At 68.9% G+C, this 19,200-nt stretch carries 18 protein-coding genes; 10 read left to right on the top strand and 8 right to left on the bottom strand.

What is annotated here, in order from left to right; genetic code table 11:
- Positions 1–83 precede the first annotated feature (83 nt).
- A complete protein-coding gene (locus tag AB5I40_RS30110) occupies positions 84–1,037 on the top strand; it encodes an N-acetylmuramoyl-L-alanine amidase (protein WP_370933636.1) in 954 nt (317 codons plus the stop codon).
- A 46-nt stretch (positions 1,038–1,083) separates the two neighbouring features.
- Here the strand turns inward: AB5I40_RS30110 and AB5I40_RS30105 are convergent, their stop codons facing one another.
- Positions 1,084–1,836 (bottom strand): alpha/beta fold hydrolase, encoded by a 753-nt coding sequence (locus tag AB5I40_RS30105; RefSeq protein WP_370933635.1) that lies wholly within the window; start codon positions 1,834–1,836, stop codon positions 1,084–1,086.
- Between the two features lie 57 nt (positions 1,837–1,893).
- On the opposite strand from AB5I40_RS30105, the gene AB5I40_RS30100 reads away from it, so the two are divergent.
- A complete protein-coding gene (locus AB5I40_RS30100; RefSeq protein WP_370933634.1) occupies positions 1,894–3,318 on the top strand; it encodes a M1 family metallopeptidase in 1,425 nt (474 codons plus the stop codon).
- Here the strand turns inward: AB5I40_RS30100 and AB5I40_RS30095 are convergent.
- A complete protein-coding gene (locus tag AB5I40_RS30095) occupies positions 3,294–4,526 on the bottom strand; it encodes an AAA family ATPase (RefSeq protein ID WP_370933633.1) in 1,233 nt (410 codons plus the stop codon). The two genes, AB5I40_RS30100 and AB5I40_RS30095, sit on opposite strands and share 25 nt — an antisense overlap.
- A 134-nt stretch (positions 4,527–4,660) precedes the next feature.
- Between AB5I40_RS30095 and AB5I40_RS30090 the strand changes: the two genes are divergently transcribed.
- Entirely contained in the window at positions 4,661–4,969 is a 309-nt protein-coding gene (locus AB5I40_RS30090) for an antibiotic biosynthesis monooxygenase (RefSeq protein WP_043827165.1), read from the top strand.
- On the top strand, positions 4,962–5,765 hold the full coding sequence (locus AB5I40_RS30085; RefSeq protein ID WP_370933632.1) for an NAD-dependent deacetylase: 804 nt from the start codon (positions 4,962–4,964) through the stop codon (positions 5,763–5,765). Before AB5I40_RS30090 ends, AB5I40_RS30085 begins: the two co-directional genes overlap by 8 nt.
- Here the strand turns inward: AB5I40_RS30085 and AB5I40_RS30080 are convergent.
- Positions 5,752–6,180, bottom strand: a complete 429-nt coding sequence (locus AB5I40_RS30080; RefSeq protein ID WP_370933631.1) for an acetyltransferase — start codon at positions 6,178–6,180, stop codon at positions 5,752–5,754. The two genes, AB5I40_RS30085 and AB5I40_RS30080, sit on opposite strands and share 14 nt — an antisense overlap.
- Entirely contained in the window at positions 6,177–7,130 is a 954-nt protein-coding gene (locus tag AB5I40_RS30075; protein ID WP_370933630.1) for an endonuclease/exonuclease/phosphatase family protein, read from the bottom strand. Before AB5I40_RS30075 ends, AB5I40_RS30080 begins: the two co-directional genes overlap by 4 nt.
- Before the next feature lie 108 nt (positions 7,131–7,238).
- Between AB5I40_RS30075 and AB5I40_RS30070 the strand changes: the two genes are divergently transcribed.
- Both AB5I40_RS30070 and AB5I40_RS30065 read left to right on the top strand, forming a co-directional pair.
- Entirely contained in the window at positions 7,239–8,216 is a 978-nt protein-coding gene (locus AB5I40_RS30070; RefSeq protein ID WP_370933629.1) for an ATP-binding cassette domain-containing protein, read from the top strand.
- Positions 8,213–9,013, top strand: a complete 801-nt coding sequence (locus AB5I40_RS30065; protein WP_370933628.1) for an ABC transporter permease — start codon at positions 8,213–8,215, stop codon at positions 9,011–9,013. Before AB5I40_RS30070 ends, AB5I40_RS30065 begins: the two co-directional genes overlap by 4 nt.
- Before the next feature lie 73 nt (positions 9,014–9,086).
- On the opposite strand, the gene AB5I40_RS30060 is transcribed toward AB5I40_RS30065, so the two are convergent.
- Positions 9,087–9,896 (bottom strand): helix-turn-helix transcriptional regulator, encoded by an 810-nt coding sequence (locus AB5I40_RS30060; RefSeq protein WP_370933627.1) that lies wholly within the window; start codon positions 9,894–9,896, stop codon positions 9,087–9,089.
- 109 nt (positions 9,897–10,005) lie between these two features.
- On the opposite strand from AB5I40_RS30060, the gene AB5I40_RS30055 reads away from it, so the two are divergent.
- Positions 10,006–10,425 (top strand): SRPBCC family protein, encoded by a 420-nt coding sequence (locus tag AB5I40_RS30055; RefSeq protein ID WP_370933626.1) that lies wholly within the window; start codon positions 10,006–10,008, stop codon positions 10,423–10,425.
- Here the strand turns inward: AB5I40_RS30055 and AB5I40_RS30050 are convergent.
- The gene (locus tag AB5I40_RS30050) at positions 10,382–11,422 is read right to left on the bottom strand and encodes an amidohydrolase family protein (protein WP_370933625.1); all 1,041 of its coding nucleotides are present in this window, start codon (positions 11,420–11,422) and stop codon (positions 10,382–10,384) included. The genes AB5I40_RS30055 and AB5I40_RS30050 overlap by 44 nt on opposite strands.
- 90 nt (positions 11,423–11,512) lie before the next feature.
- On the bottom strand, positions 11,513–14,683 hold the full coding sequence (locus AB5I40_RS30045; RefSeq protein WP_370933624.1) for a BTAD domain-containing putative transcriptional regulator: 3,171 nt from the start codon (positions 14,681–14,683) through the stop codon (positions 11,513–11,515).
- Between the two features lie 146 nt (positions 14,684–14,829).
- Here AB5I40_RS30045 and AB5I40_RS30040 point away from each other — a divergent pair, with 146 nt between their 5' ends.
- Both AB5I40_RS30040 and pcp read left to right on the top strand, forming a co-directional pair.
- The gene (locus AB5I40_RS30040) at positions 14,830–16,275 is read left to right on the top strand and encodes a M1 family metallopeptidase (protein WP_370933623.1); all 1,446 of its coding nucleotides are present in this window, start codon (positions 14,830–14,832) and stop codon (positions 16,273–16,275) included.
- Positions 16,272–16,877 (top strand): pyroglutamyl-peptidase I, encoded by a 606-nt coding sequence (gene pcp, locus AB5I40_RS30035; RefSeq protein ID WP_370933622.1) that lies wholly within the window; start codon positions 16,272–16,274, stop codon positions 16,875–16,877. Before AB5I40_RS30040 ends, pcp begins: the two co-directional genes overlap by 4 nt.
- Before the next feature lie 3 nt (positions 16,878–16,880).
- Here the strand turns inward: pcp and AB5I40_RS30030 are convergent, their stop codons facing one another.
- Positions 16,881–18,638, bottom strand: coding sequence for an Hsp70 family protein (locus tag AB5I40_RS30030; RefSeq protein WP_370933621.1), 1,758 nt, complete (start codon positions 18,636–18,638; stop codon positions 16,881–16,883).
- A 133-nt stretch (positions 18,639–18,771) separates the two neighbouring features.
- On the opposite strand from AB5I40_RS30030, the gene AB5I40_RS30025 reads away from it, so the two are divergent.
- Positions 18,772–19,197, top strand: coding sequence for a helix-turn-helix domain-containing protein (locus AB5I40_RS30025; RefSeq protein WP_370933620.1), 426 nt, complete (start codon positions 18,772–18,774; stop codon positions 19,195–19,197).
- Positions 19,198–19,200: the final 3 nt, after the last annotated feature.

Below are 19,200 nucleotides of genomic sequence, written 5' to 3'. Positions count from 1 at the left end.
CGACGAAAGTCGGCAAAAAGTTGTCCCCTCCGGGGTGCCGGGTTAGCTTTCCCCCGTCGCACTTCCGGGCTGAGGAGTTCCGCATGGGGGAAGCAACGCGTCGTGCCGTCTTGAAGGGCGGCCTCACCGTCACCGCCGTGGGCGCTTTGGGGTTCGCCACGGCGAGATCCGCGGCCGCCGTCACCACGCCGACCATCCATTCGACGGCCGAGTGGAACGCCCGGCCGCCGTCGGGCGCGATCGTGGTGGAGAACCACAAGCCGACGTACATCGTGGTGCACCACACCGTCGACCCCGGCAACAACACCGACTACTCGCTGGCGCACGCCCTGCAGATCTCGCGGGACATCCAGAACTTCCACATGGACACCCGCGGCTGGATCGACACCGGCCAGCAGTTCACGAACAGCCGCGGCGGCTTCGTCACCGAGGGACGGCACCGCAGCCTCGAAATCCTGCGCGGCGGGACGCAGCACGTGCAGGGCGCGAACGTCGCCAACCACAACAGCGAATGCCTCGGCATCGAGAACGAGGGCCTTTACAGCACGGTCGACGTGCCGGTCGCGCTGTGGAACTCGCTCGTGCAGCTGATCGCCTACATCGCGCACCAGTACGGCATCACCCCCGAGTTCATCAAGGGCCACCGCGATTTCAACTCGACCGAGTGCTGCGGCCAGGTGCTTTACGACCGGCTTCCGGAGCTGCGCAAGGCGGTCGGACAGCAGCTCGGCCTGTCCGTCGTTCGGCTCGACGCGCCGGAATGGCCGCTGCTCAAGCCGGGCGACACCGGACCGCGGGTGATGACCGCGCAACGGTTCCTGCGCGCGGCCGGGTTCGGCGTGCCGACCGACGGCGTGTTCGGCAAGGCGACCGCCGACGCGGTGTCCTCGTTGGCCGCTGAGCACGGACTTTCCCGCGACAGCTGCACCGCGGCCCGGGCCAGCGACGAGTCCGCCTACCTCGGCTCGGACGTCTGGCCGTTGATCGTGCCGGCAGACCGCTCGACCGCCGCGTGGCGCACCGAGCTGGCCCGCTGACCGGGGACGCCTCACGTGTGCCAGCGAGGGCGGCACACGTGGGGCGTCACAGGCCGGACAGGAACGCCTCCACCGCGCCGCGATACGTCTCGGGAGCCTCGGCGTGCGGCAGATGCGCCGAACCGGACACGATCAGGTGCTTCGCGCCGGGCACCCGCGCTGCGACCTCGGCTTGCTGACCGGCGGGCATCGCGGTGTGCTCGCCCTCGACCAGCAGCAGCGGACAGCGGATACCGTCCACAATGGACCAGTAGTCCCGGCGGCCCCATTCGGCGGCGATCTCGTACAGGTTCTCCAGGTCGGCGATCAGGTGATAGCCGTCTTCGCGTTCCTCGACGCATTCGGTGAAGTAGTCGCCCGCGGTGCCGAAGAACTCGCGCACATGGGCCAGCGATTCGAACGGCACCGGCCAGCTCTCGAAGTAGCCCCGCCAGGTCTCGACGGTGCGTCCGCGCTGGTCCGGGGCGAAATCCTCGCTGACCACCGCGCGCACCAGCTCCGGGTATTTCGCCGCGGTGGCCCACGCGTGCAGCCCGCCCATCGAATGCCCGATCAGCACCGACGGTCCGAGGTCGGCCAGCACGTCCGCGACATCCTCGGCGAACCGCTCGGTCGTCCACGGCCCGGTGTGCGGCGCACGGCCGTGACCACGGGCGTCGAGAGCATGCACGCGGCCGTATCGCTTGAGCCATTGCGCGACCGGCCACCAGGTGCGGGCGCGGCCCATCAGCCCGTGCAGCAGCAGGATCGACACGCCGTGGCGTTCGTCGCCGCCGAAGTCGATCAGGCCTGGTCGCATTACTCCTCCTGGGTTTTCACCGCTACTTCATCACAAACCTGCCCCTAGGGTGAAGGAATGCGCAGCCGCCCGACCGCCGTCCTCGCCCTCATCGGCGTGCTTGCGCTGTCCGCGTGCAGCCCTGCCGAACCCGCCGCCGCTCCACCGCCGCCGATGCATCCGGCACCGGGCGCGAACAGCGCGGGCGATCCGTACTTCCCCGACGACGGCAACGGCGGATACGACGCCCTCGACTACCACGTCGACGTCAGCTACGACCCGCCGAGCGGCCGCCTCGACGGCGACACCACGGTCTCCGCGAAAGCCACCCAAGACCTCAGCCGCTTCGGCCTCGATCTGCGCGGACTGGACGTCGCCGCGGTGGAGATCGACGGAAAACCGGCGAAATACGGCCGGGAAAAGAACAAACTGGTCGTAACTCCGGCCGAACCGCTGCGGTCGGGTTCGACCTTCCGGACGCGCGTGCACTATTCGGGTATTCCGGCGAAAACCCCGCACGACGGCGGATCGGAAAACGGCTGGGCCCGCTCCGAGGACGGCGGCGCGTATTTGGTCGGCGAGCCGCATTCCGCTTCGTTCTGGTACCCGGTCAACGAAACCCCGCGCGACAAGGCGACCTTCACGCTGACCGCGCACGTGCCCACCGGCTGGACGGTGCTGTCCAACGGCCGCGAGCAGGGCACCAGCGCCAAGGACGGCAAGACCACCACGACGTGGGCCGATCCGAATCCGGTGGCCAGCTACCTGACGACGATCGCGATCGACAAGTTCACCGTGCAGCGCTCCACGCTCCCGGACGGCACGCCGGTCGTTTCCGGCTACGCACCCGGCGCCGAACCCCGCGAGGCCACCGGCGACCGACTGCCGGAGGTGCTCTCGTTCCTGGAAAGCAAGTTCGGCAAATACCCGCAAAGCGCGGCCGGCGGGATCTACCTCGACGAGAACATCCACTTCTCCCTGGAAACGCAAACCCGTCCCACTTATGCGAAATGGGCGGAAATCCTGACCATGGTGCACGAGAACGCGCACCAGTGGTTCGGCGATTCGGTGTCGCTCAACTCGTGGGCGGACATCTGCCTGAACGAATGCTTCGCGTCGTACGCGCAGTGGATGTGGGGCGAACGCGAGGGCCAGAACCTCGACGACCGTTATCGCGCGGCCGTCGAAATCACCAAGGGCAGCACGGATTTCTGGGGACAGAAGCTGGTCGACATGGGGCCGGAGCACCTGTTCGAGGGCGCGTACGACAAGGGCATCCTGGCCGTGCACGCGCTGCGCCGGGAACTGGGAGAGCCAGGATTCGAGAAGGTGCTGCACGAGTGGGTGGGGCAGCATCGCAACGGGAACGCGACTTGGGCGGACTTCGAGAAGCTGGTGTCGAAAGTCGCTGGGCGCGATTTGAGCGGGTTTCTCAACGACTGGTTCCACGGGACTAAGGTGCCGTCGGATGCTGATCTTTACCCGGGCGCGTTGCGGCCTTGACTGCCGAGCAACGACCTGGTCAGGCTGCTGCGCGCGTCGTTCATCTCGGCTAAGGCATTGCCGAGTTCGGTGTCGCTGACCCGCACTGGCTCTTCGGGCCTGAGCGCCAACGCGTGGAGCGACGCCCGGCGAAGCAGTTCCTTCATGAAGGACGCCGTGACGCCGTCCGTCGCGTCGACCACCGGGGCGAGATCAGCCGTCAACTCCAGGCCGCGGGAGTACAAGCGCAGCAACGCTTCCCGGCCAGCCGCGTCCGGCAGCGGCACCTCGACCGCCAAGTCGACCCGTCCGGGACGGTCTGCCAGCGCTTTCTCCAGACTGCTCGCCCGGTTGGTGGTGAGCAGGAAGGTGACGTCCGCGTCGCCGCCGACGCCGTCCATCGCGTCGAGCAGGCTGAACAGCAGCGGTGTCGGGCCGTGTGCGAGGTCGCGGTCCTCGGCAATCAGGTCGACGTCCTCCAGCACCATGACGCTCGGCTGCAGCCGACGCGCCAGGGAAGCGGCTTGCGAGATGAACCGCATCGCGGCGCCGGTCAGGATCACGACCGTGCAGTCCGGGAGCTGACCCATCAGATATCGCACGGTGTGCGTTTTTCCAGTGCCGGGCGCGCCGTGCAGAAGGAGGCCGCGCTTCAGGTGCTGACCCGCCGCAGCCAGACGCGCGCCGTGTTCGGCGATGCCCATGGTGTGCCGCTCGATCGCTTCCAGGATGCCGTCCGGCAGCACCACGTCTTCGCTGCTTAGCCCCGGCCGCGGCAGGAAGGTGACAAGCTCGTTGTTACGGTGCTCGCTCAGGCCGAACGCGATCACCTGGCCGCGCAGCACGTCATGTTCGGTCATCAGCGCTTCGATGCGGTCGCGGGTCTCGGTGGCCGCCCGTCGGTCTTCGGCGATCACTTCGAGCCGACAGTTCGCCTGCCCGTACTGCGGGGCGGCGCCGCGCATGCCGACCAGCACAGGGGAACCGTCCGGCGCTGTCGTGCCGACCAGCCCGAGCTGGACGACGTCCGCCGCCTCGTCCGGGCCGATCGCGACCGTCGCGTAGTCCACCGCGCCCAGCTCGTAGTGGCCGTGCTGTTTGGCCGTGACCAGCATGCCGACCAGGTCCTCGTGGCCGCGCAGTCCTCCGACGATGCCGAACCAGTCCCGCGCCCACCCAACGTAACCCAAACGCGGGATCGCGTCGGCGTGCGGAGGGGCAGCGTGCACGGCCCCCCGGGCCGGGCGCACTGCCCCTCCGCACGCCGACTTAAAGGCGATCCCGCCGCGACGACGGAGTCGGCGCAATCAAACACAGCGGCGCGAACCGCGAAACCCGGCCAGCCGTTAGTACGCTGGGGACTATGGCTGTAGTCAAGATCAACGCAATCGAAGTTCCCGAAGGTGCCGGCCCCGAGCTGGAGAAGCGGTTCGCCGCGCGGCTGCACTCGGTCGACAACCAGGAGGGGTTCCTCGGCTTCGAGCTGCTCCGCCCGGTCGCCGGCGAGAAGCGCTACTTCGTGTACACGAAGTGGGAAACCGAGGAGCACTACCAGGCCTGGGCGGGCGGTCCGGCGCGTGAGGCGCACGCGGGCGAGCGCAAGAACCCGGTGTCGACTGGCGCGAATTTGCTGGAGTTCGAGGTCGTGCAGGCATCGAAGCCGGGTGAGTGACGAACTCGCCCGCGCCGCCGAGCTGATTTCGGGTGCCGGCGCGCTGCTCGTGTGCGCCGGCGCCGGGATGGGCGTCGACTCCGGGCTGCCTGATTTCCGTGGCGGGGAAGGGTTTTGGCGCGCGTATCCGCCGTACGCCGGGCTTGGGCTGCGGTTCGAGGAGTTGGCCGACCCGCGGCATTTCGCCTCGGACCCCGAGCTGGCTTGGGGTTTTTACGGGCACCGGCTCGAGCTGTACCGGAAGACGGTGCCGCATCGCGGGTTCGGGTTGCTGCTCGAATGGGGGCTGGCGAAAGAGGGCGGCGTGCGCGTGTTCACATCCAATGTGGACGGACAGTTTCAGGCGGCGGGGTTTCCGCAGGTCGCCGAGGCGCACGGGTCGATCCATCATCTGCAGTGTCTCGCCGGGTGTTCGCGGGAGATCTGGCCGGCGGCCGACATCACGGTCGAAATCGACGAGGAGACGATGCGTGCCCGGCCGCCGTTGCCATCCTGTCCGCGGTGCGGCAGTTTGGCCCGGCCGAATATCCTGATGTTCGGGGATTTTGACTGGGTTCCCGATCGGAGTCAGGAACAGCTGGACGAGCTCACCACCTGGCGTCGTGCGCATCGCGACACGGTGGTGGTCGAAATCGGTGCGGGGCAAGCGGTTCCGACGGTCCGGCGGTATTCCGAGCTCGCCAGCGCGGCGACGGGTGCGCTGATCCGGATCAATCCGCGCGAACCGCGGATCCGGCACGGGCGCGGGGTTTCGATCGCCGCGGGCGCGCTGGAGACGTTGGTCAAGCTCGTTTGAGTTCCAGCAACGGGAACGGGCGGCCGTCCGAATCGGTCTCCTGCCTGCCGACGACCTCGAACCCGTGGTGCAGATAGAAACCGACTGCCTGCGGGTTCTGCTCGTTCACGTCCAGCGTGAGGTCCGGGAAGCGGTCCAGCGCAGCACGCAACAAAGCCGTTCCCACGCCACGGCCGCGGAAATCGTCGTGCACGAACAGCATTTCCAGCTTTCCCTCGGCGATTCCCGAGAAACCTGCCGCGATTCCGTCGACGTCCGCCACGGTCAGGTCCACTTCCGGGAAGTACAGCGGGACGCGCGTGGCGTAGTACTCGACGTCCGCCGGAGTCAGAAAGTCGTGCGTCGCCTCGACGGCGCTTCGCCAGATCTCCAGCAGCCGCGGGTATTCCCCACGGCTTGGCCGCAAGGTCGTCACGGCAGCTGCACCTCCGCGTAAACCGCCCGGTGATCGCTCCCGGGCACATCGAAAACTTGGTAATCCCGGATCGCCACCCGGCGGTCCACCAGCACGTGATCCAGCGGCACGAGCGGGACCGACGACGTCGACCACGTCGGGACCATACCGTCGCCGCGTGCCTCCGCCGCGTCGACATAGCCGCGGGACAGCACCGTTCGCAGCGCGGCATGGTCGAGAGTCGCGTTGAAATCGCCCGCCACCACGCGCAGGCCGTGCTCGCCGATCGCGCGCGACAGGTCCCGCATCTCCTGTTCCCACTGGTAATACCCGGAGTCCGGCGAACGCGGATGCGCCGCCACGATCTCCAACGTCGTCCCGCCTCCGAGATCCGCCTCCGCACCAGGCTGTTTCTGGACGGAATCGCCGGTGAAGTCCTCTTCGGTCAGCGGATACCGCGACACGATGCCGGAACCGTCCACACCGGACGCCGGATGCATGACCCGGTAAGGCAGCGTCTGGAACAGCCCGGCCTTCTCCAGCCCGGACATCGCGGCGGGCGTCATCTCCACCAGGTTCAGCACGTCGATCCGATGCTCCCGGACCAGCCGCACGAGCGCCGCCGGATCGGCCTGGCCCAGGTAGAGATTAGCGGCCAGCACGCGCACCGTCTTCCCGTTCACCGCGGGCTGGGCGTCGGAGATCACCCGCGGCGCGACGTACACCGCCAGCAGCACGGACAACGCCAGCGCGACGCCGCCGATCCACCACCGCCGCAGCATCAGCGCGAGCGCGGCGAGCAGGACGCCGTAGACGACGAAGTACGGGGTCAGCGCCAGCAACGCGGTCAGGTACCAGCCGCTGCCGTCCCAGCCGATCGCGCGCAGCACGGCGACCGCCAGCAGCGGCAGTCCGACCAGCACGAGCAGGCCCGTGACCAGCCGGGTTCGCTTCCGCGCCTCCTTCACCATGATCCCGAGTATGCCGGGCGCCCGCTGACAGGTCCGTGTCAGCGCCGTGTGCGCGGCTTGCCAGCGCCGCCGTCCACTGTGTGCTGGAGCGACACAGGAGGAGGCGACATGTCGCACGCGATCCAGGCCGAGGGCCTGGTCAAGCATTTCGGGGAGACGAAGGCGCTGGACGGGGTGGACCTCGAGGTCCCGTTCGGGAAGGTGGTCGGGGTGCTCGGGCCGAACGGCGCGGGCAAGACGACCGCGGTCCGCATCCTGGCCACCCTGCTGAGACCGGACGCGGGACACGCCACGGTCGGGGGCTACGACGTGGTCCGCGACCCGGTCCGGGTGCGCGGTCTGATCGGGCTCACCGGGCAGTACGCGTCGGTGGACGAGGACCTGAGCGGCACCGAGAACCTGGTGCTGATCGGGAAGCTGCTGAACCTTTCCCGGGCCGACGCCCGGGCGCGGGCGGCCGAACTGCTGGAGCGGTTCGAGCTGACCGACGCGGCCAAGCGGCCGATCCGGACGTATTCCGGCGGCATGCGGCGCAGGCTCGACCTGGCGGCGAGCCTCGTCGGCCGTCCCGCCGTGCTGTACCTGGACGAGCCGACCACCGGGCTCGACCCGCACGCGCGCAACGAGGTGTGGCAGGTGGTCCGCAACCTCGTCGCCGACGGCGCGACGGTGCTGCTCACCACGCAGTATCTGGAGGAGGCCGACCAGCTCGCCGACCGGATCACCGTGTTCGACCACGGCCACGTGGTCGCCGACGGCCGCGCCGACGAGCTGAAGCGGCGGGTCGGCGGGCAGACGCTGCAGGTGCGGCCGACGTCGCTGAGCGATCTCGACGAGGTCGATCGGATCCTGGCCGAACTCACCGGCGTCCGGCCGGTCCGCGACAACGCGACCGGGCTGCTGACCGCGCCGGTGTCCGACCCGGTGCTGCTGTCCACGCTGGTGCGCCGCCTCGACTCGGCGGGCATCACCTCCGACGAGCTGGCGCTGCGGCTGCCCAGCCTCGACGAGGTGTTCCTCGCGCTGACCGGGCACGCGGCCGAGGAGCCGAAGCCGGACCGCGAACTCGAAGGGAGCCGGTCATGACCACCGCGACCGCCGTGGCCCCGCCCCGGCACATCAGTCCCGCCCAGGGCGCGAAGCACGCGTTTTCCCTTGCCTGGCGCGGCATTCTGAAGATCCGCAAGAACCCGGAGCAGCTGGCCGACGTCACGCTGGCTCCGATCATCTTCCTGCTGATGTTCACCTATCTGTTCGGCAACGCGCTGAGCGGTTCGATCGAGAATTACCTGCAGTCGCTCGTGCCGGGCCTGATCGTGATGAACATCCTGCAGGCCTCGCTGTCGGTCGGCACGCAGCTCAACACCGACATCACGAAGGGCGTCTTCGACCGCTTCCGCGCCATGCCGATCGCGCGTTCGGCCCCACTGGTGGGCGCGGTGCTGGCGGACCTCGTGCGGTACTTGGTGTGCCTGGCGGTCCTGCTGGTCGTGGCGACCGTGATGGGCTTCCGCGTGCAGACCGGTCCTGGGGAGTTCGTCCTCGCGATCCTGCTGGCGCTCGCGTTCGGCCTGTGCTTCTGCTGGGGTTCGGTGTTCGTCGGGATGCTGATGAAGTCCCCCGGCGCGGCGCAGGGCCTGATGTTCGTCTTCATCATGCCGCTGACGTTCGGCAGCAACGTGTTCGTCTCGACGGCCACGATGCCGGGCTGGCTGAAGGCCTGGGCGGACATCAGCCCGGTGAGCCTGATGTCCGACGTGATGCGCGGCCTGCTCAACGGCGGCGCGTACGGCGGATCCCTGCTCGGCTCGCTGGCCTGGATGGCCGGTGCGGTCGTGGTGTTCTTCCCGCTCGCGACGTGGGCTTACCGCAAGCGGGTCTGAGGGCGTCCTGCACGGGGGTGTGGACGCTGTGAGTGAGTGTCTGTGTCCGGGTTCCACAGCCGGGCACAGACACTCACTTTTTTGTCGCGAGCAGCCGGCGCAACGCGGTCGGAGTGTGTCCGAGGTGCTCCCGCACGGTTCGGCACAGGTGGGCCTGATCGGCGAACCCGAGGTCGGCGGCGAGGGCGGCCAAGCTGGGTTCGCCTTCCTCCAGTCGATCCAGCGCACGGACTACGCGCACGCCGTTGCGGTACCGGGTCAGCGACACTCCCAGTTCGCGGGTGAAGGCCCGGCTGAGCCGGTAAGGCGAGACGCCCAGCAGGGCTGCCAGCGGAATCAGGCCAGCCGCCGCGGGATGGTCGTCGACGATCGCGCGACGGGCTTGGGCTACCAGCGCCCGGTCGCCTGTCCGGTCGCTGTCTGGGACGGCCGTGGCCACGACCTGCTGGACGACCGCGGCTACCAGGCCGATGAGTCCTTCCGTCGCCGCGTAGCCGGTGTCGGCGGCGCGAGTGGCGGCGAGGAGCCGACGGTGGGCGAGGTCGAGCGGGCCGTCCACGTACAGCGTTGAGCGCTCCAGCAGCGGCGCGTCGCCAGCCAAGGTGCGCCAGAACGCGGGCGTCAGGGTGATCGAGGTGCACCGGTCACCGCCGACGGGATGGGCGAAGTGCTCCTCCTCGCCGGGCAGCCCGAGGTAACCGACGGTGCGGTCGAGATCCGTGCAGACCCCGCGGACGCGGCGACGGAACCCGCCGCTGCGCACGAGCACAAGCCGCACGTCCTCGCGCGGCCGCTCGGCCGACCAGCCGCGGTGATCGTCCCGGCAGTCCACCGTCCCGACGGCAAACTCCGGGCGAGTGGCGAGATCGGCGAAGGAGAGCACGCCCGAAGGCTACGGCGAGGGTCTGACAATTCCCGCAAGAATCTTCAAGACTCACGGGGCGGGGCCGGGCAGGATCCGTTGTCACAGCCCGAAAACCAAAGCAGGAGACATGGCGACCATTCGCGAAGAAGCAGTGCTCGAGTCCAGTGCCGACGACGTGTGGGAGGTGATCGGCGACTTCGCCGCAGGCCCCCGGCGGATGGCACCAGGATTCGTACTGGACAGCGTGCCCGAGGAGGACTGCCGAGTCGTTGCCTTCGCCGACGGCACGGTCGTCCGGGAACGCCGGGTTGGCGTTGACCACGGCGCGCGCCGGATCGTCTACTCGGTGGTCGGCGGCGACGTCCAGCCCGAACACGACAACGCCGCCATGCAGGTTCTCGCCGACGGCGAACAGCGGTGCCGGCTGGTGTGGACCCGCGACGTGCTCCCCGACGAACTGGCCGCGCCGATGACCAAAGCGATGTCGGCCGGCCTGGAGGTGATCAAGCGGACTCTCGATCACCTTCAGCCGGGCTCACCCGAATGAGATGGCCGGTCAGCCGCTCCCAGTTCCCGGAGCCGATGGCCGCCTTCTCTTCCTCGCTGAACGGCGCCTTCTCCAGAAACGACCGCGCGACCCCGCCGCTCGTGTCCAGGTAAGGAAAACCGCCGGGCCGGGTGCCGAAGGTGTAGGGATAGTCGGTCGAATAAAGCATCCGCTCCGTCCCGACCACCTCGGCCGCCCAGCGCAGGTAGCGTTCGCTGACCGTGCCGCTGCCCGCGATCCAGAAGTTCTGGCGGAAGTAGTCGGCCAGCGGCTGCCGTAGCCCGGCCATTTCCTGAAGGAAGCCGACGTGGTCGAGGTAGAACAGCACGACCTCGCCCCAGTGCCCGGCGATCACCTGCAGTCCGGGGTGCCGGTCGAAGACTCCGGAGAAGATCATCCGCAGGTACTGCACGCCGAGGTCGTAGTACCAGCCGAGCCCGGCGGTCGCCAACGCCGGACCGACGCCGTTGGGCAGCCCCGAGTAGTACGCCTCCCGCACCGCCCGCACGGGAGCCTGCGGGTGGAAGTGCAGCGGGACGCGCAGCCGTTCGGCGGTCGCGTAGAGGTCGTCGAATTCCGGTGCGTCGGCCAGTTTGCCGCCGGTGCGGCCGTACAGCATCGCGCCGCGAAAGCCCAGGGCGACCGCGCGTTCCAGCTCCTCGGCGGCGGCTTCGGGCGAGGATGTCGGGAGGGTGGCGAAAGCCTGGAAGCGCGTGGGGTTCGCGGCGACGATCTCGGCGAGTGCGTCGTTGGCCTCCCGCGCGACGGGCACGGCGTCAGCGGCCGGAAGGTTCTGCACGCCGGGGGTGGACAGGGATAACACCGCTACGTCGATGCCCTGCTCGTCCATGTCGGCGAGACGTCCGTCGCCGACGTCGCACAGGCGTCTGGTGACCGGGTGGTTCTCGGGATAGCCGTGCGGCTGGACCCCCGCCTTCGCCCACGCGTCGCGCAGGACGGGCAGGACCACGTGTTCTTCCAGGGCGACGATGCGCATGACAGCTCCTCGACGTTTCCAGTGATACCCATCGCAGAGTATCACTGGAAACATCAGTGGAAGCAAGGATCGGTTATCACCGATACCGGCCTACTCGCGTGCGCGCTCCGTCCGGACCGCTTCGATCGCCGCGGCCCGTTCCATCCGCGAGGTCTCGGCGACGATCGCCTCGTACCGTTCCGCGCCCAGCTCCCGGGTCAGGCTGGCGATCAGCTCGCGGACCTCCGGGCTCCCCAGGTCGAATCGGCCGCGCACCACGGCGCTCAGCGCCAGCATCCGGGCGGACGACTCCAGCCGGCCCTGCCGGTACCGGATCCGCGCCAGCAGTTCGACCATGGCAGCCAGGTCCGGCATGTCGAAGCGCCTTGCCGTCTGCTCGACCACGTCGAACACCGCTGGCTCCGCTTCGTCCGGGCGGCCTTCGGCGAGCAGCAAACCGGCCTCGATGGTGCCGAGCCATTCCGCCTCGAAACCCTCCGGAGTCGGCCAATCCGCGCGCGCCGACTTCATTTCCTGGAAGACCGCGCGCGCCTCGGCGACGTTGTTCTCGCGGATCAGCAACTCAGCGCGGCCAAGCAACACGATCAGCCGCAATCCGTTGTTCCCGCCGGAAGCCGCGTAGCGTTCCGCGGCTTCCATGTCCCGCCACGCGCCTTCTTGGTCACCGGCGCGGGAACGTTCGATCGCCAGCCGCCACCACTGCTGCACGATGTCGTCCCGCGACCGCAGTTCCATCACCAGCCGCAGGCCCTCGGTGTACCCGGCGATCGCGCCCTCGTGATCACCGGACTGCGACCGCGCCGCGGCCCGGAACCCGTGCGTCATGCCGAGGCCCCAGCGGTCGCCGACCTCGGCGAAGCCCTGGTGGGCAAGCTCTCGCGCCCGGTCCGCGCTCGCGAGATCGCCGGTGTCGCCGAGGACGAAGCTCTCCGCCCAGTACCCGGCGGCGCGGCTCCAGACGTCGTCCCGCTCGACGGCCCGGCGGATCTCGCGCCTCGCCAGGTCGCGTTCGCCGTTGAGGTAGGCCACGATCGGCAACCCGACCCAGAGCCACGGATTCCGTTCCGCCGCACCGGTCCGCACGCATTCCTCGATCAGTTCGGGAACGTTCACCTTCTCGTGCGGACCGGCCATGGCCAGCATCAGCACCTGGCTCAGCCGCAGGCTCGCCGCCACGTCCGGCGGCAGTTTGTCGCCCAGTTCGAGCACCTCGTCGACGAACAGCGCGGCCCGCTCGTTCAGGCCGACGATGTTGAGATACCAGAACAACCCGAACAACAGCCGGGCCGCCGATTCCGCGGAACCCGACTCGATCGCCGCACGCAGCGCGGAGGTGAAGTTGTCGCTGTCGTGCTCGTAGACGTCGATCGCCCGCAGCTGATCCCGTCCGCGCAGCAACGGTTCGTTGCGGTGGGCCAGTTCCGCGTAGTACGCGACCATCGCCGCGCGCATCCGCTCCTGCTCGCCGGATTCGGCGAGCCGCTCGGTCGCGTACGCGCGCAGGGTTTCCAGCAGGCGGTACCGCATGCCCACGACGTCCACAATGGACTTCTCCACCAGCGATCCCAGCACGTACACGATGTCGTCCGCGGGCAGTTCTTCGTCCGCGCAGACGTTTTCCACTGCCTCCTCGGAGAAACTCGCCGCGAACACCGCGAGCCTGCGCGCGAGCCGGACCTCCGCCTCGCTCAGCAGATCCCAGCTCCACTCCACCACGGCGCGCAGGGTGCGCTGGCGCGGCAACGCCGTCCGGCTGCCGGAGGTGAGCAGCCGGAACCGGTCGTCGAGGCGTTCGGCGATCTGCTCGGCGGTCATCGACCGCAACCGCGCGGCGGCCAGTTCGAGCGCCAGCGGCATTCCGTCGAGCCGGCGGCAGATCTGCCGCACCGCGTCCACTGTGGACTCGTCGAGCCGGAACCCGGGCCGTACCGCCATCGCGCGATCGAGGAACAGCCGGACGGAATCGAGCGTGCCGACGTCCGCGGGCGGCGCGGCCTCGTCCGGCACCGGCAGCGGACCGAGCGGGCACAACGCTTCCCCGGTGATCGCCAGCGGTTCGCGGCTCGTCGCGAGCACCCGCAACGCTGGCAGCCGCCGCAGCAGATTCTCGGCCAGCTCCGCGGCGGTGTCGATGACGTGTTCGCAGTTGTCCAGCACCAGCAACGCTTCCGCGCCGCTGAGCGCTTCCACCGCGTGTTCGAACGGATCGACCTGCCGGCGCCGCGCGTCGGTCTCCGCCGTCCGGAGATCGCGGACTTCCAACGCGTTGAGCAGCGCGGCCAACACGTCCTCGGCGGCCCGCACGCCAGCCAGCGGCACGAACCACACCAGGCCGCGCGAGTGCGCCGGATGCCGCGAAGCCGCTTCCGTCGCCAGCCGTGTCTTGCCCGCACCGCCCGGGCCGACGAGCGTGACCAGCCGGGCTCCTTCGAGCAGTTCAGCCAGCAGTTTCAGCTCGTCGGTGCGGCCGATGAAGCTGGTGAACCGCTGCGGCAACCGGTCCGCCACCGTGGCGACTGGCGTGTATTCGCCGCGCAGCGCACGCAGATGCACTTCCTGAAGTTCCGCCGACGGGTCGACGCCCAGCTCGTCGGCCAGCGTGGTGCGGATCGCGGAGTACGCGGCGAGCGCGTCGGCCTGTCGCCCGGCAGCGGAAAGCGCACGGATTCGCAAGCCAGCCAACCGTTCCCGCAACGGATGCGCCTGCGCGGCCGCGGTGAGTTCCGCGAGCACGTCCGCGTGCCGGCCCAGCCTCAGCTCGGCTTCGAACCAGTCCTCAGCGGTCTCCGTTCGCCGCTCCTCCAGCAGGGTCGCGGGCGCGGCGGCGAACGGCGCGTCCAGCACGTCCGCGAGCGCCGCCCCGCGCCACAAGGCGAGCGCGGCAGCGAGCGATTCGGCGGCGGTACCGTCCCGGCCAGCGGCAAGTTCCCGGCGCCCTTCGGCGGACAGCTGCTCGAACCGGTGGAGATCCACCGCCTCCGGCGGCACCGCGAGCCGGTAACCGCCGTTGACGGACTCCACTTCGACCTCCGCCTGCCGCAGCGCGCGACGCAGCCGCGAGACGAGCGACTGGAGCGCGTTGGCGGCGTCAGCCGGGGGTTCAGCGCCCCACAGACCGTCGATCAACGCCTCGGCGGGCACCGCGCGACCGGCGTCGAGCGCGAGCCGCGAAAGGAGCATGCGAAGGCGGGCTCCGCCGATGTCGATCGGCGTGCCGTCCTCCCCCTCCGCTCGCAGCGGGCCCAGCAGCGCGACGCGCATGAGGTCCAGCTTTCCAGACGACGGCCCCGCCGTGCCGGGGCCCGACGTAAGTGTGGACTTTCGAGACAATCTGCCCACCTTGCGGTTACTCCATGCCTTCCCGGCGCTACGTTGCGGAGGATTCACACGCAGACACAGGAGCGCCCATGAGAGCACTGCACCGCTGGCGTCGCCCGGCAGTGACCGTCGCAGCCACCCTCACCGCATTGACGCTCGGCACTGGAATCGCGTCGGCCGGACAGGGCGGCTGGGACACGCCCACGCCCGGTTCAGACGGCGCCGGAGACAGCTACTACCCCCAAGACGGCAACGGCGGGTACGAGGTCTCCGACTACGACCTCCGGGTCAACTACGCCCCGGACACCCATCAGCTCGCCGGTGTCCAGACGGTCCACGCGAAGGCGACCCAGTCGCTCAGCTCGTTCGACCTGGACCTGCGCGGCCTCACCGTCGACGCGGTCCGCGTCAACGGCGCGCCCGCGAAGTTCACCCGCACCGGCGACCACGAACTCGTGATCACACCGAAGATGCCGCTGTGGAAAGGCCTGCCGTTCACCACCGAGGTCGCCTACCACGGCGTTCCGGTGGCGATCGACGACCCGAACCTCGGCAAGAACGGCTGGCAGTTCACCAAGTCCGGCGGCGCGTTCGCGGCGGGCGAGCCGAGGTCGGCCACCACCTGGTACCCGGTCAACGACACCCCGCGCAACAAGGCCCGGTTCCGGCTGTCGATCACCGTCCCGAGCGAATGGGGCGTGATCGCCAACGGCCGCGAGGTCGGCTCGTACCGGACGCGCGCGGGCACCACGCACGTCTGGGCGGAGGACACCCCGACCGCGTCGTACATGACCACGGTCGCGATCGACAAGTGGACCTTCAACAAGCGCAAGCGCGACGACGGCACCCCGATCGTCAGCGCGTACGCGCCGGGCACCTCGGACGCCACCAAGCAGGCCGACGCCCAGCTCCCGGAGGTCATCGACTTCCTCGAATCGAAGTTCGGCAAGTACCCGGTGGACGCCGCCGGCGGCATCTACCTGACTGAGCCGATCGGGTTCTCGCTCGAGACGATGAGCCGGCCGATCTACTCCGGCCGCGCGGGCAACATCGGCACGATCGTGCACGAGAACGCGCACCAGTGGTGGGGCGACACCGTCGCCGTGGACCACTGGAAGGACGTCTGCCTCAACGAATGCTTCGCGTCCTACGCGACCTGGCTGTGGGCGCAGAAGAACGGCCAGGACCTCGACGCCCGCTACCTCGACGCGGTCGCGTCGGCAGGCGATTCGTTCTGGGCGGGCAAGCTGTACGACATGGGACCCGGCCACGAGTTCACCTACGTGTACTCCAAGGGCCCGGTCATGCTGCACGCGCTGAGCAAGTACATGGGACAGGACGCGTTCGACCAGGTGCTCAAGACCTGGAACACCGTGCACCACAACGGGAACGCGAGCATGCAGGAGTTCCAGCAGTACTGTGAGAAGGTGTCCGGCATGGACCTGCAGGGCTTCTTCGACGCGTGGATCTACGGCAACGGCAAGCCGTCCGATGAGTTCCTTTACCCAGGCGACCTCAAACCGGCCGCGAAGTGACGGTTCTGCTGACCGGGTTCGCGCCCTTTGCCGGAGCGGCGTCGAATCCTTCTTGGCAGGCAGCTTCGCTGGCAGCGACGCGGCGGACGGACACGGTGGCGGTAGAGCTGCCGTGCGAGTTCGACGCGTCGCTGCCGGCGCTGCGCGCCGCGATCCTGGCGCACCGGCCGGAACTGGTCGTGTGCGCCGGGCTCGCCGGCGGACGCAAGCACGTCACGGTGGAACGAGTGGCGATCAACCTGATCGACGCCCGGATCCCGGACAACGCCGGCGCGCAGCCGGTCGACGTGCCGGTCGTTGCGGGCGGGCCCTCCGCGTACTTCACCACGCTGCCGGTGAAAGCCGCGGTCGCGGCGATCGAGTCGGCGGGGCTGCCCGCTGCCGTGTCGTACACCGCCGGGACTTATGTGTGCAATCAAGTCTTCTACGGCCTGATGCACCTGATCGCGACGGAGTTTCCCGCACTGCGCGGCGGTTTCGTGCACGTGCCGGAGGAAGCCCGGATGCCGCTGGAGTCGATCGCGCGTGCGCTCGAGATCGTGGTGGACACCGCGCTGACCGTTCGCGAGGACGTCACGACTTCAGCAGGCACGCTGCACTGAGCCTTACTCGCCGGGCTGCACGGTCTGCTGGAAGTACTGCACCAGGTCCTGCGGCCTGCGGCTCGTGTGCGACACGCTGGTGTCCATCACCGTGCCGACCACGGGGATGCCGTCGGCCTGATAGATCAGCAGGCCCAGCTTCGGTCCGACGCCCGCGACGTACCGGCCGCTCAGCCCGGTGCGGGTGCGCCAAGTGTCGGTCTCGACGCGACCGGTCATGTCCTTGCGCGCTCCCGGCTCGACCTGGGCGAGGGTGAGTCCTTCGTGGAACGCCACCGTGGTCTTGTCCGGGAAACGGCACAGCGCGGTGCGAAGTGCGCCGAGGGCTTTCGCCAGTTCCGGGTCGTCCGAGCAGGTGGCGCGGGTTTGAATGGTCGGACCGGACAGACGGCGCATGCACTTGGTGAGGCCGTTTTCGCCCGGGAGCGCTGGCTGTGAACCGGCGCAGGTTGCTGTGTTCGACGGTTGATTCGCCACGGGTTTGTCGTCCCGGTTGGCGAGGACAGCGGTCACGATTCCCGCGACTACGAGGACCGCCAGGGCGATCGCGCCGATGACGAGGGGTTTGCGGGATTTCTTTTGTGGTTGCTGCCAGCCGGGCGGGGGCATGGGTGGCCGCTGGTTCAAGGCGGGCTGCATTGGGCGGGGCTGTTGCTGGACGGGTGGCCAGGATGCCGGTGCCGGGGCTGGCATTGGGGCTGCCGGACGCTCGTCCACCGGCACATGATGCAACCCGAAAGCGACCGCCGTCTCCGGCTGGTCCTCAGTAGTAGGCACCACCCCGAGCGTCGACCCGACCAACGAAGCCAGCAACGGCATCCGGCTGGGCCCGCCGACGAGATACACGCCGCCGAGCCGATCCGGAGAAAGCCCGGCCCGCGCGATCGTCGCCGCGAGCATTTCGGCGCTGCGCAACAGATTCGGCCGCACCAACGCTTCCAATTCGGCCCGGGTGACGAGAACGTCGCCGAACGGATCCGGCATCGGCACCTCGGTGTGCGCGTGCCGGGAAAGACTTTCCTTGGCGTCGCGGACGTCCTGGAGCAACACGCGCCGCATCCGGCGGTCGCTGGTCGTCTGCGGCCGGAGAAGCCGCTGCCACTGCGCCGGATCCGCGTGCGACACCGACCGTCCAATGTGTACCAACAGTGCTTGGTCGATGTCGAGACTGCCGAGATCCGGCAACCCGTCCTCCGCCAGCACCGCGGTACCCGCACCGACGACCGCACAGTCGAAGGTGCCCGCGCCGAGGTCGTACACCGCGATCGGCCCGTTAGGAGCGCCTGTTTCGCGCAGAGTCGCGTAATGCGCCGCCGCCGCGACCGGTTCCGGAACTAGCCGCACCTGAACGAACCCGGCCTTCCCCGCCGCCGCCCGCAAAGTCTGCTGCCGCTGCGCGCCCCATCCCGCCGGATGCGACAACCGCACCTCGTCCGGAACCCCGGAAAGCTGCCGCTCGGCCTCCTCGCCCATCCTGCGCAACACCGCCGCGAAGGCATCGACGACTGGCACCACGCGATCGCCGAGCAACAACTCGCCGTCGTCAATCCGCCGCTTGGGATACGGCTCGAACCGGCTGGGATCCAGCCGAGCCCGCCGCTCCGCATCCTGCCCGACGACGAGCCGCCCGTCCTCCTCCGCGTACACCGCGGAAGACATGGTGACCGACCCGTCGACCTCAATGGCCCGCGGACCGCGGCCGAAGGCAGCCAAGACGCCAACCGTGCTGGAAGTACCGAAGTCGATCGACAGGACGTCCACGCAGTTCCCCTCCCCAAAACCCCACGGCATCGTCTCACGGACCTAGGTGACAGATATAACTGAAACCTACTTGCCAGGGCAAGTGACACTGGGGCACACTTGAGTACGTCAACAGCCGTGAAGCGGAGAGACCATGACGCCGACCACCACCGCACGAGAGTCGCTGTTCGCGACCCCGCGCGCACAGCAAGAGGCCCACGCCGCCGCGGAACTGATCGCCGAAGCAGGCAGCCAGGTCACGCTGGACGGCGTCGAACTGGGCGGCGAGATCCGCGACCTGCTGCGCCAGATCATCGCCGTCGTCGCCGAAGGCGGAACGGTGACCGTCGGCGCGATGCCGGAAATCATCACCACGACGGTGGCCGCGGAGTTGCTCGGAATCTCCCGGACCACGCTGATGAAACACGTCCGCGCCGGCGACCTGCCCAGCACCCGAACCGGCAGCCACACCAAACTCCGCCGCGACGACGTCCTCGCCTTCCGCCGGGAACGACTGCGCAAACAACGAGACGCGTTGAACGAATTGCTCGCGATCGAAGACCGGCTCGGCATCGAATAGTCA

The sequence above is a fragment of the Amycolatopsis sp. cg13 genome (assembly GCF_041346965.1).
Lineage (GTDB): Bacteria > Actinomycetota > Actinomycetes > Mycobacteriales > Pseudonocardiaceae > Amycolatopsis.
This window is presented reverse-complemented; position numbering and strand designations above follow the sequence as displayed.

Excerpts from the sequence above, each read along its gene's own strand:
- AB5I40_RS30090 (WP_043827165.1), top strand. The coding sequence starts at position 4,661 with ATGGCTGTAGTCAAGATCAACGCAATCGAAGTTCCCGAAGGTGCCGGC.
- AB5I40_RS30100 (WP_370933634.1), top strand. The coding sequence starts at position 1,894 with ATGCGCAGCCGCCCGACCGCCGTCCTCGCCCTCATCGGCGTGCTTGCG.
- AB5I40_RS30110 (WP_370933636.1), top strand. The coding sequence starts at position 84 with ATGGGGGAAGCAACGCGTCGTGCCGTCTTGAAGGGCGGCCTCACCGTC.
- AB5I40_RS30045 (WP_370933624.1), bottom strand. The coding sequence starts at position 14,683 with ATGCGCGTCGCGCTGCTGGGCCCGCTGCGAGCGGAGGGGGAGGACGGC.
- AB5I40_RS30105 (WP_370933635.1), bottom strand. The coding sequence starts at position 1,836 with ATGCGACCAGGCCTGATCGACTTCGGCGGCGACGAACGCCACGGCGTG.
- AB5I40_RS30075 (WP_370933630.1), bottom strand. The coding sequence starts at position 7,130 with ATGGTGAAGGAGGCGCGGAAGCGAACCCGGCTGGTCACGGGCCTGCTC.
- AB5I40_RS30025 (WP_370933620.1), top strand. The coding sequence starts at position 18,772 with ATGACGCCGACCACCACCGCACGAGAGTCGCTGTTCGCGACCCCGCGC.
- AB5I40_RS30065 (WP_370933628.1), top strand. The coding sequence starts at position 8,213 with ATGACCACCGCGACCGCCGTGGCCCCGCCCCGGCACATCAGTCCCGCC.
- AB5I40_RS30040 (WP_370933623.1), top strand. The coding sequence starts at position 14,830 with ATGAGAGCACTGCACCGCTGGCGTCGCCCGGCAGTGACCGTCGCAGCC.
- AB5I40_RS30055 (WP_370933626.1), top strand. The coding sequence starts at position 10,006 with ATGGCGACCATTCGCGAAGAAGCAGTGCTCGAGTCCAGTGCCGACGAC.
- AB5I40_RS30050 (WP_370933625.1), bottom strand. The coding sequence starts at position 11,422 with ATGCGCATCGTCGCCCTGGAAGAACACGTGGTCCTGCCCGTCCTGCGC.
- AB5I40_RS30070 (WP_370933629.1), top strand. The coding sequence starts at position 7,239 with ATGTCGCACGCGATCCAGGCCGAGGGCCTGGTCAAGCATTTCGGGGAG.